At 35.7% G+C, this 11,829-nt stretch carries 6 protein-coding genes; all 6 read left to right on the top strand.

Going from position 1 to position 11,829, the window contains the following annotated elements; translation table 11 throughout:
• Positions 1-99 precede the first annotated feature (99 nt).
• The 6 genes from DZ60_RS0111755 to DZ60_RS0111730 all read left to right on the top strand — a co-directional run bounded on the left by DZ60_RS0111755 (position 100) and on the right by DZ60_RS0111730 (position 11,181).
• On the top strand, positions 100-3,141 hold the full coding sequence (locus DZ60_RS0111755; protein ID WP_025742264.1) for a SusC/RagA family TonB-linked outer membrane protein: 3,042 nt from the start codon (positions 100-102) through the stop codon (positions 3,139-3,141).
• Positions 3,142-3,152: 11 nt separating this feature from the next.
• Entirely contained in the window at positions 3,153-4,622 is a 1,470-nt protein-coding gene (locus DZ60_RS0111750) for a RagB/SusD family nutrient uptake outer membrane protein (RefSeq protein ID WP_025742263.1), read from the top strand.
• Between the two features lie 12 nt (positions 4,623-4,634).
• Positions 4,635-6,263, top strand: a complete 1,629-nt coding sequence (locus tag DZ60_RS0111745) for a hypothetical protein (protein WP_025742262.1) — start codon at positions 4,635-4,637, stop codon at positions 6,261-6,263.
• A 10-nt stretch (positions 6,264-6,273) separates the two neighbouring features.
• Complete coding sequence (locus DZ60_RS0111740; protein WP_025742261.1) at positions 6,274-7,977, top strand: family 16 glycosylhydrolase; 1,704 nt, start codon at positions 6,274-6,276, stop codon at positions 7,975-7,977.
• Positions 7,978-8,102: 125 nt separating this feature from the next.
• Complete coding sequence (bglX, locus tag DZ60_RS0111735) at positions 8,103-10,421, top strand: beta-glucosidase BglX (RefSeq protein WP_025742260.1); 2,319 nt, start codon at positions 8,103-8,105, stop codon at positions 10,419-10,421.
• Between the two features lie 7 nt (positions 10,422-10,428).
• A complete protein-coding gene (locus DZ60_RS0111730; RefSeq protein WP_025742259.1) occupies positions 10,429-11,181 on the top strand; it encodes a glycoside hydrolase family 16 protein in 753 nt (250 codons plus the stop codon).
• Positions 11,182-11,829 lie beyond the last annotated feature (648 nt).

Here is an 11,829-nt window from a genome sequence, read left to right as displayed (position 1 = left end):
ATAAGCTTAAATACGTCTAGTATATTTTTTGTTGTGGTCCTATTTTGACGATTTGTTAATGTATCGTTATAATTTTGAGTAAAATCAAATAAATCACGTATGAAAATTGTTTATTTCTTAATATCGGTTTTTTTAACAACCATTGTTAATGCACAAGATATTCAAATTAGGGGTGTTGTCAGTGATGCCAAAAATTTACCACTGCCAGGTGTAAATGTATTAGTAAAAAATAGTACCAATGGAGCTGTAACTAGTTTTGATGGAGATTATAGTTTATCAGGCGTTTCTAAAAATGACATTATTGTATTTTCTTATATAGGTTTCGCCACCCAAGAAATTGTGGTAGGGGACCAAACAACAATAAATGTTGTTCTCGAAGAGGATGGGGAGTCCTTAGAACAAATTGTTGTAATAGGATATGGTACAGCAAGAAAGAAAGATGTTACAGGTGCTGTATCATTAATTTCTAATGAAACAATAGAAGATTTGAGACCTGTAGAGGTTAGTCAAGCATTACAAGGAACAGTATCAGGTGTACGTATTAGTTCTTCATCGGGATCTCCGGGTGCCAAACTGAATATTGCAATTCGAGGGGTTGGTTCTAATCAAAGTAATGATCCTCTTGTAATAATTGATGGGTATCGCGGTGATTTGACCACAATTAACCCGAATGATGTCGAATCAGTAACTATTCTTAAAGATTCTCAAGCAGCAATTTATGGAATTGATGGTGCAAATGGTGTAGTGCTAGTAACGACAAAGAGAGGTAGAAAAAACCAAAAACCGACATTTAGTTATGATACGTTTACAGGGTTTCAAGAAACAACTAGAAAACTTCCGTTACTCAATGCAACAGAATATGGAGCATTATTAAATGAAAGTTATGCTGCTGCAGGAGAAGATCTTCCTTTTCCTGATTTGTCAGGATTGGGAGAAGGAACGGATTGGCAAGATTTAATTTTTGACACATCACCTATTTTTAGTCATAACTTGAGTTTTTCAGGAGGAACAGAAAAGATCACATATTTTGTAGGAGGTTCTCATATTGAGCAAGAAGGTATTGTAGCCAAGGAAACTTCAGAATACAGAAGAAATACCGCGAGGTTAGCTCTTGGAGTCGATATTTCAGAAAAATTTGACTTTAATACAACCATAAATTATATAAATAGCAACAGAAAAGCAATCTCTAATTCTATAGCTGATGACGGAGAGATTGAAGAATTTGGGCTTGGTGGATTATTGTTTAATGCCATTAATTATGCACCTGTATTTTCTGAAGATGAGGACGATGTAAACGGTTTTTTAGGATCTGAAGTAATTAACCCTATATCACAAAGAAACAATATGTATAACGATATAGACGCAAATGGTCTAGAAGGTATGACAAGTTTAGATTATACCCCGTTTGATGGATTGAAAATTACATCAAGAATAGGGTTTAGAACATTTACCAATTCATACAAGCGATTTTTTCCAATTGTAGATTATGGTTCTTCTAAAGTTTTTAATACGGATAGAAGTAGTGTGGTTCAAGGAACCACTACAACTAATGATTATACGTTCGAAACATTTGCTAACTACAATACGACCATTGCTGAGGATCATAATTTAGACGTGGTACTAGGGATGAGTGCCCAGCGAAAAGTGTATACAAAATTAGAGGCTACCGGATTTGATGTTCCTAATAACTCAATAGAATTTGCGGATATTTCATTGGCAGATGGCATCAATGAAGCAAAAACGGCAATTTCTGAACGAACGGATCAAAGAAGATCTTCAACATTCGGAAGAGTGCAGTATGATTTCAAAAAAAGATACCTGTTTTCGGGAATTCTACGTAGAGATGTGGCTTCAGATTTTATTGAGGATAACAGAGTAGATTATTTTCCTTCTGTAACTACAGGTTGGAACATTTCTGAGGAACCTTTCTGGAACCAAGATGGATTCGTGAACTTTTTAAAAGTACGAGGTAGTTATGGTTTGTTAGGAAGTAATGTAGGAAGTGATTTATATAGAGCAAGTTTAGATGGAGAAGCAACCTATGTTATAGATGGTGTTTTGGTGAGCGGAGTAGCAAATGGTAGAATCCCAAATATTGAAGCACAATGGGAAGTAGCTAAAAAACTTGATATCGGATTGGATGTCAAAATGTTAAATAACAGTATAGAAATTGTAGCTGATTATTTTAAAGAAGATCGTGAAGATTTGTTAATTGCAAACTCCCCAGTTTCTGGTATTACTGGCTCTGGAGCACCTGGAGCAGGGTTTCCTACAATTAATGGAGGAACCTCAAGTAATGAAGGATTTGAATTTCTAATTTCATATAAAGATAGTTTTTCAGAAAATTTCTCTTTCGGAATTAGCTACAACGTATCTTACATAGAAAATAATGTTACCGAGATAAATGGAGACGTTATTCTTGAAGGTGGAAATTTTGGAGTAGGTCAATTAAGTCCATCTAGAATGGAAGTCGGACAACCAATAGGATATTTCTATGGGTTGCAAACTAATGGGATTTTTCAGAATCAGGCCGAAGTAGATGCTCACCCATCACAAATTGAGCTAGGTGCAGAGGCCGCCCCAGGTGATATACGATTCGTAGATGTAAACAATGATGGTGTAATTAATTTTGACGATAGAACAAATATAGGAGATCCAATACCTGATTGGTATATGGGATTGAATCTAAACTTAAAATACAAGCAATTTGATTTTTCTGCATATAGTTATGCCAACTTAGGTCAAGAAATGGTTCGTAATTACGAAAGGGACCAGCCCAATGTAAATAGATTAGATTTATATCTAGATCGATGGAGGGGTGAAGGCACTAGTAATAGCGTTCCTCGGGCAACAGTAGGAACGACAACAAACAAACTTTTTTCTGAATTTTATGTAGAAGATGCATCTTTTTTGAGAATACAAAATGTGCAATTGGGGTATTCATTACCTACAGAATTTCTAAACACAATAGGGATTAATAGGTTAAGAGTATATACAGCGATTAATAATCTATACACATTTACAGACTATACGGGGTATGATCCTGCAGCAACTTCTTCGGGGGCAATTGGGGCAGGAATTGATGATGGTTTCTATCCGGTTTCTAGACAATATTTATTTGGTCTCAATCTTAATTTTTAAAACTAACGGCAATGAAAAAACTAAAAATATCAAATCTATTTTTATGGATTGCAATTATAACAATTATTCAGTCTTGTAGTGATGATTTTACTGATGAGACAACAGCATATAGAATAGATTCAGAAACGTACTTTAACTCAGAACAAGATTATTATGATGCCTTGATAGGCGCGTATGATTTATTACAATCTACATATTTAAATGTGTTATTAGGAGAGATTGCCTCTGATAATACAGTTGCAGGTGGGGAGAGCGCAACAGATGTGATTGGTTTTCAGCAAATAGACAAAATGACACATACCGAGGTCAATAGTAATCTACAAGATATTTGGGATTGGATGTTTGCAGGCGTAAATAGAGCTAATTACATTTTAGAATTTAAGGATAAAACGGATTTTGAAGGTAAAGAGCAAATTATCGCAGAAGCTAGATTTCTTAGAGCCTATTATAATTTTGAACTGGTTAAATGGTTCGGGGCAATTCCACTTAAAATAGATGCTCGTTTTAATGTAGGAGATGAGACCAGTCTTCCTAGATCGTCTACCGAAGAAGTATATGCTTTAATCGAAGAAGATCTAATTTTTGCCTCAGAAAATTTAGCAACTATAGCACCTCAAGTGGGACGAGCTACAGAAGGAGCCGCATTAGCGTTATTAGGTAAAGTATATCTCTTTCAGGATAAGTTTGATCAAGCTGCCACGACCCTAGAAAATGTTATTAATGCTGGGACGTATGATTTAGTGGCTGATTATGATACCATTTTCGAGAGTGAAGGAGAAAACGGGATAGAATCTGTTTTTGAAGTTCAGTATTCTGATGCAGAAGGTGCTGGGTTCGAATGTTTGCAATGTAGTGAGGGGAATGTGGCCGTTGGGTTTAATGGCATAAGAACTTATAGCGGGCCAACATATGACTCAGGTTTTAGTTTTAATGTGCCAACACAAGAGGTTGTTGATGCCTTTGAAGAAGGAGATCTTAGAAAAGATGTTGCCATACTGGATATAGAAGCATGGGCAGCAGAAACGGGAGCTACGTATGTTGAGGGTCATAACCATACAGGGTATTATAATAGGAAATATATAGCAAGACAAGGAGATTTAAACACAGGGGACCAGAATCTAACAAACCCTAATAATTATAGAGCTATCCGGTATGCAGATGTATTATTAATGGCAGCTGAGGCAAATAGCAGAAAATCTAGTGCTAATTACGCTGTTGCACAATTATATCTTAATAGAGTGCGATCTAGAGCTGGATTAGCAGATATAACTTTAACAGGAACTCCGCTTGTAGATGCAATATATGCAGAACGAAGAGTAGAGTTGGTAGGAGAAGGACATCGTTTCTTTGATTTGGTTAGAACCGGAAGAGCAGCGGCAGAAATTAGTGGCTTTTCAACAGGGAAAAATGAAGTATTTCCAATTCCGGTAGAAGAAATCGAATTTGCAAATGGTAACTGGGATCAAAATACAGGATATTAAAAAATTAGAATCATGAAAAATACTAATATTATTTACAGCATATTTCTCTTGTTAGGGATCGCCTTTCTAGGTTGTACAGAGGAAGAAAATGACATATCATTTGTCAATGCAGTTACCGCTCCTTCTGGTATATCAGCATTGGCTTCAATAACTCAGGATAATACAGGATTGGTTACTTTAACTCCTTTGGGTAGTGGAGTATCTAATTATACGATAATTTTTGGAGATGGATCAGAAGATGAGAAGGATATTACGCCAGGTAATTCTGTCGAACACATATATGCCGAAGGCTCTTATGAAATAACCATTATTGGTTATGGTCCGAGTGGTTTGCAGACAGAAACTACACAATCTCTAGTAGTATCGTTTAATGCTCCAGAAAATTTGGATGTAATTATAGAAAATGATGCAGGAATTTCTAGACAAGTTAATGTTACAGTAACTGCTGATTATGCAGTACTGTTTGAAGTATATTTTGGTGAAGAAGAAATCGAAGAACCATTATCGACGAATATTGGTGAAACTGTATCATATGTATATGAGGCACCTGGAACATATACCATAAGAGTAATTGCCAAAGGAGGAGCGATAGAAACAACCGAATATGAAGAAGAGTTTTTGGTTACCGAAATTTTACAACCCATTGTGTCGGCACCAACACCTCCAAGTCGATCTGTTAATGATGTGATTTCAATTTTTAGTGATGCATACGCTAATGAAGCTGGAGCGGACTATTTTCCGGATTGGGGTCAAGCGGGGCAAGGGAGTGGTTGGACTAGTTTTGATTTAGACGGAGATACCATGCTACAATATATTAATTTGAGTTATCAAGGGGTTGTATTAGGAGCAGAAACAGATCTTTCTGATATGGAGTTTTTGCATCTAGATGTTTGGACAACAGATGTTACCAGTATAGAAACATCATTAATAAGGCCTGGTCCAGAAGAAAAACCTTTTTCAAATGAGTTGATGGCCGATGCCTGGACCAGTATTGATATTCCTCTTTCAGAATATACAGATCAGGGATTAACCATTGGTGATATTTTTCAAATGAAATTTGTAGGGACACCTTGGGCAGCAGGAACTGTATTCATAGATAATATCTATTTCTACCGAGCAGCAACCGAGCTAATTGAGTTTCCTTTAGGTTTTGAATCTACTTCCTTAGATTATACATGGACTGGTTTTGGTGCTTCAGACTTTAGTCCCATCCCAGCAGATGTAGTCGCAAATCCTGATCAAACAGGTATAAATACAAGTGCTACTGTTGTCGAAATACAAAAAACCTCAGGCGCCCAAACATGGGCTGGGGCAAGTATGCCTTTGTCTGGGATTGTAGATTTTACTGACGGGACTACAGTGAAATTAAAAGTTTGGTCTCCGCGATCAGGGGTTCCCATTCGCTTTAAAATGGAAGATACAACATCACCATTGGATAGTAATAATAGTCCTACTGTTTTTGTTGAGGTTGAAGTGAATACACAAAGTAATAATGCATGGGAAGAGTTGTCTTTTGATTTAACAACCGATAGTTCATTTAGTACATCAATAGAGTATTATAATGTAATTATATTTCCAGATTTTGGGAGTTCGGGAGCAGGAGAAAACTTCTATTTTGATGATATCGTACTAACAAATTAAAAAAATGAAAATGAAAAATAGCAAGCTAACTTTTATTTTGGCAAGTATACTTTCACTTACAATTCTATTTGTAAGTTGTGAGGATGAGAATAGAGCCTTTGGTGATATTACAGCACCAACCAATATTGAAATAACTGCAGAGGTTATGGGGGTAGATGAAAGTAACCCTAATGGAGATGGTAGTGGATTTGTGAAATTCACAGCGAAATCTGACAATGCGATTACGTATGGATTCGAGTTCGGAGATGGATTAAATGAAGTAGCTCCTTCAGGAGAAACAATACATAGATTTAGTCAGCCCGGGTTGAACACATATACAGTTGTAGTAACCGTTTCTGGTGTTGCTGGTATTTCGACAAATAAAGCTATTGATGTTGAGGTTTTTAGCTCATTCGATGACCCCATATCAAAAAGCATGCTTACAGGGGCCGTGTACGATGATGCATCAGGGATGTTTACAGAAAACAAATCAAAAACCTGGTATTGGTCAGCCTCAGAACCAGGTCACCTTGGTTTAGGACCTGCAACAGAAGGGATTGATGGTGATTGGTGGTATGCAAAGTGGTATGTAGCCCAACCTTTTGAAAAAGAAAGTTTATTAGACCCTGAATCTACAGAAAATTCTCAATGTATTTATACAGATGCGCTTACGTTTTCTATGGTAGATGGAGAGTTAATGTATGAACTTAATAGTAATGGAGGGACTTATTTTAATGTAGCCTATGTTGATGTTGCCGGAGGTTCCGCAAGTGAAGATTACTGTTATGATTATCCAGTATCCGGAGCTAAAACGGTAGCGGTTTCACCAGCATCTAGTGGTGTTCCTCTTGAGGAAACCACGGATACCGCCTTAAACTTTTCTGATGATGGATTTATGGGGTATTATATAGGGGCGAGTACTTATGAAATTTTATCAATTACAGAAAATAGAATGGTAGTACGAGCAATTCAAGGAAATAATGCTGTGTTGGCATGGTATCATATATTTACAACTCAAAAACCTGTTCAAAGTTTAGATTTCGAATCTCAGTACACTCAAGAAGTATGGGCAGATGAGTTTGATGTTGATGGAGCACCTGATCCCCTGAAGTGGAATTATAATTTAGGAAATAATGGTGGCTGGGGTAATGAAGAGGTACAATTCTATACAGATGAAGCAGACAATGTTTTAGTAGAAGACGGGTATCTTAAGATTACTGCGATTAATGATGGAGGTGACTATACATCAGCAAGGATAAAAACTGAAGACCTTTTTGAGTTTACCTATGGTCGAGTAGAGGTGAGAGCAAAATTGCCTGAAGGAGGAGGTACTTGGCCTGCAATATGGATGTTAGGAGAAGATTATGCTACTAATATTTGGCCTGCATGTGGAGAAATTGATATTATGGAGCATGTTGGTAATAATCAAGATGTAGTGCATAGTAGTCTTCATTACACTAATTTTTCAGCAGGAAATGCAATTACCAAATCAACAACGGTTGATGGTGCTTCAGATGATTTTCATAACTATACTGTAGATTGGTCTCCAGAACAAATAGTTTTCTTAGTAGATGATGTTGTTTATCATACCATACCCAATACAAATGAACTTCCTTTTAATGACGATTTTTTTATAATTCTTAATGTAGCTATGGGAGGAAAATTTGGAGGAGTAATAGATGCTGGATTTATAGAATCAACAATGGAGGTAGATTATGTAAGAGTGTATCAATAAAGAAAGTTAATAGTGTAATCATTTTTTGTTAGAAGGTTAGTATGTTGACTGGCCTTCTAATTTTTTCTCGTACAAAAGAATTTATATATTATCTGTTAGTACTCATAAAAAACCTAGAATTATAAATGAAAAATCGAACGATTATTATAATAGTCTTTGGACTTGTGTTATTTATTTCTGGCTGCAATCCGTCAAATGAATCGCCAAAAACCTTAGCTGTAGAAAATGCTTCTGTAGGATTGAATTCTGAGATAGAAGCAAAAGTAGATTCGTTGCTGTCAATAATGACAATTGAAGAAAAAATTGGTCAAATGAACCAATACAATGGTTTTTGGGACCTTACGGGGCCAAAGCCAGCAGAAGGAGACGAAGCAAAAAAATATGAACACCTAAGCAAGGGATGGGTGGGATCAATGCTTAACGTTCGAGGAGTTAAAGATGTGAAGGCTGTACAGAAAATAGCTGTAGAAGAATCGCGATTAGGAATTCCTCTTATTATTGGTTTTGATGTGATTCATGGATACAAAACAATGAGTCCAATCCCATTGGCAGAATCCGCTAGTTGGGACTTAAAAGCTATTGAAAAATCAGCAGCGGTAGCAGCTCAAGAAGCTTCAGCGGCTGGTATAAATTGGACTTTTGCTCCTATGGTAGACATATCTCGTGATGCCCGCTGGGGAAGAGTTATGGAGGGCGCAGGTGAAGATCCATTTTTGGGATCTAAGATAGCCATAGCCAGAGTTAAGGGTTTTCAAGGGGATAATCTTGCAAAAAATAATACAATTGCAGCATGCGCAAAGCATTTTGCAGGCTACGGGTTTTCAGAATCAGGTAGAGATTATAATACGGTTGATGTAGGATCATCAACATTAAACAATATTATTTTTCCGCCTTTTAGGGCAGCCACAGATGCCGGGGTAAGAACATTTATGAATTCATTTAATGAACTTAATGGTATACCTGCTACGGGGAATAAATTTTTACAACGTGATATTCTGAAAAACGACTGGAAATTTAGTGGATTTATCGTTTCGGATTGGGGGTCAATGACAGAAATGATTAATCATGGGTATGCAGAAGATGATAAGGATGCTGCAAAAATTGCTGCAAATGCTGGATCAGATATGGATATGGAATCCTATGTGTATATAGAACATCTTGCGACCTTAGTAAAAGAAGGAAAAGTAAAAGAAGATATAATCAATGATGCCGCCAAAAGAATTTTACGTGTAAAATATGAATTAGGTTTATTTGATGATCCTTATAAGTATTGTGATGAAGCAAGAGAAAAAGAGATAACCGGTAGTAAAGAAATTCATGAAGCCGCCTTAGATATGGCCAAAAAGTCTATTGTTTTGCTTAAAAATGATAATAACCTACTACCATTAAAAAAAGAAGGTGTTAGTATAGCTTTGATAGGAGGCTTAGCTAGTGATAAAGATAGTCCTCTGGGAAGCTGGAGAATTGGTGCAGATGATAATAGTGCGGTTTCTGTCCTAGAAGGAATGCAGCAGTACAAAGAAAATTCTTTGCTATATACAAAAGGGGCTGATGTATCTATAGGGAAAACATCATTCGTTTCAGAAACAAAAATTAATACCACAGATAAAAGTGGATTCGAAGAGGCTATACAAGCAGCAAAAAATGCTGATATTGTAGTGGCTGTTTTGGGAGAGGTTGGATTTCAGAGTGGAGAAGGCCGAAGCAGAACCGCATTAGGTTTGCCAGGAGTGCAACAAGAACTTTTAGAAGAATTATACAAGGTAAATAATAATATAGTGTTGGTACTAAACAATGGTAGACCTCTGGTTCTAGATTGGGCAGATAAGCATATACCTGCAATCTTAGAAGCATGGCAGTTAGGTTCTCAAAGTGGTAATGCAATAGCACAAGTGCTGTATGGAGATTATAACCCAAGTGCAAAATTGCCTATGTCATTTCCAAGAAGTGTAGGGCAAGTTCCGATTTATTACAATTATAAAAACACAGGAAGACCTAAAGCATCTGATCCAGGTACAGTATTTTGGACACATTACTCTGATGAACAAAATACACCTCTCTATGTTTTTGGTCATGGATTGAGTTATACAACTTTTGAATATAAAGACTTAAAGATAGAAGGCATAAATACCTCAAGTGCAACCCCAAATATAAAAGTATCAGTTACACTAACAAATTCAGGAGAACGTCAAGGTAAAGAAGTAGTACAGTTATATATTAGAGATCACTTTGCTTCGGTAACAAGACCGGTAAAAGAGTTAAAAGGATTTGAACTCGTTTCGCTAGAATCAAAAGAAACCAAACAAGTAACTTTTGAATTAGACTCAGAAACTTTAGGTTTTTTTAATAATCAGAATGAGTGGGTTGTAGAGTCAGGAACATTCACTGTTTTTGTCGGGGGTAGTTCTGATACATCAACCAAGGCAGATTTCGAAATAAAATAATTAGGTTATGAGATATGTAGCTTACATTTTACTTTTTGTCTTTACGACATCTGTCTATTCTCAGGCTTTTATTTTTGAAGAGCATTTTAATGATACAAGACTTAATGAGACATATTGGAATTATGATCTTGGGGATGGATGCCCACAACTGTGTGGTTGGGGAAATGACGAAAGGCAAATTTATACCAAAGAAAACATAGAGTTGAAGGATGGTAAATTAATTATAACTGCAATCAAAAAAGATGATGTCTATACATCAGGAAAAATTACGAGTAAGGATAAAATAGAATTTCAATACGGAACTATAGAAGTAAGAGCGCAAATATCTGATGGATATGGGCTCTGGCCTGCTATATGGATGTTGGGAGAGGATATATCAGAAGTCGGGTGGCCAGATTGTGGTGAAATTGATATTATGGAGTATATCGGTAGAGAACCTCATACGATTTATAATTCACTACATACTCGACAAAGTTTTGGCAATACTCTAAATTCTAAAAAAACAACAGTAAACACTATAGAAGAAGGCTTTCATGTGTTTAAATCTATATGGACTAAAGATAAAATTGACTTTTATATTGACGATCAGTTAGCGTATACATATGAACCCGAGATAAAAAATAAAAAAAACTGGCCTTTTAATAAACCTTTTTATCTAATAATTAATCTTGCGATAGGAGGGAATTTTGGAGGCCCAAAAGTAGACGATTCTATTTTTCCTAAGAAGTTTATTATTGACTATATAAGAGTAAGTAAGTAGGATGAAATACAATCTTCTCGAAAATTTTATGGGCTTTTTTTTAGTGAATCCGTAATTCTAAAGCCAAAATTGTGAGATATGGTGAAATTTTAACATAAATGTTAATAACTTTTTGAGTTGATTCTCTGGTTATTATGATTTTAATAGAAAGTATGTGAATCCTTTGCTATTACTGCTTTTCCTGTCTTTTGTTAATTTTATTCTGTAAGCCTTTTATGTTAATAACTTAACTATTTGAGGTTTATGAGTAGTATTTTTTGCGAAAACGTTTGAAGTTAGTTAAAGAATTACTAATATTGTGTAGGAATTGGTTGACCAGTTCAAACAAAGTTATTAGTTAAGATACAAGAAACACTTAAGTAACAAGATTTGAAAACGGAACAGATGATGAGTATAGTTAAAAATGATTATGGATACACTACAACAGCAGTTTGCTGTTTTCCGTACTCTAAATTTTTAAGTGATACGAACTGTTTCAAAAGTAAGGGAAGAAAAAGTGAAAAGAGTTCTAAGAAAACAATGCTTTTAAATATGTTTTTAGAATTTCATTTGCTTAGTAACAACAAAACAAAAATACTTTAAAAGAATTTTTAGAGTAAAAGAAAAAAAGGGGAAGGCTCATTCAGATGTAGCATTTGATAATAGCTT

Source organism: Aquimarina pacifica (assembly GCF_000520955.1).
Taxonomy (GTDB): domain Bacteria; phylum Bacteroidota; class Bacteroidia; order Flavobacteriales; family Flavobacteriaceae; genus Aquimarina; species Aquimarina pacifica.
The sequence above is the reverse complement of the archived record's forward strand: the minus strand, read 5'-3'. Positions and strand labels throughout refer to the sequence as shown.

Excerpts from the sequence above, each read along its gene's own strand:
- DZ60_RS0111750 (WP_025742263.1), top strand. The coding sequence starts at position 3,153 with ATGAAAAAACTAAAAATATCAAATCTATTTTTATGGATTGCAATTATA.
- DZ60_RS0111755 (WP_025742264.1), top strand. The coding sequence starts at position 100 with ATGAAAATTGTTTATTTCTTAATATCGGTTTTTTTAACAACCATTGTT.
- bglX (WP_025742260.1), top strand. The coding sequence starts at position 8,103 with ATGAAAAATCGAACGATTATTATAATAGTCTTTGGACTTGTGTTATTT.
- DZ60_RS0111730 (WP_025742259.1), top strand. The coding sequence starts at position 10,429 with ATGAGATATGTAGCTTACATTTTACTTTTTGTCTTTACGACATCTGTC.
- DZ60_RS0111745 (WP_025742262.1), top strand. The coding sequence starts at position 4,635 with ATGAAAAATACTAATATTATTTACAGCATATTTCTCTTGTTAGGGATC.
- DZ60_RS0111740 (WP_025742261.1), top strand. The coding sequence starts at position 6,274 with ATGAAAAATAGCAAGCTAACTTTTATTTTGGCAAGTATACTTTCACTT.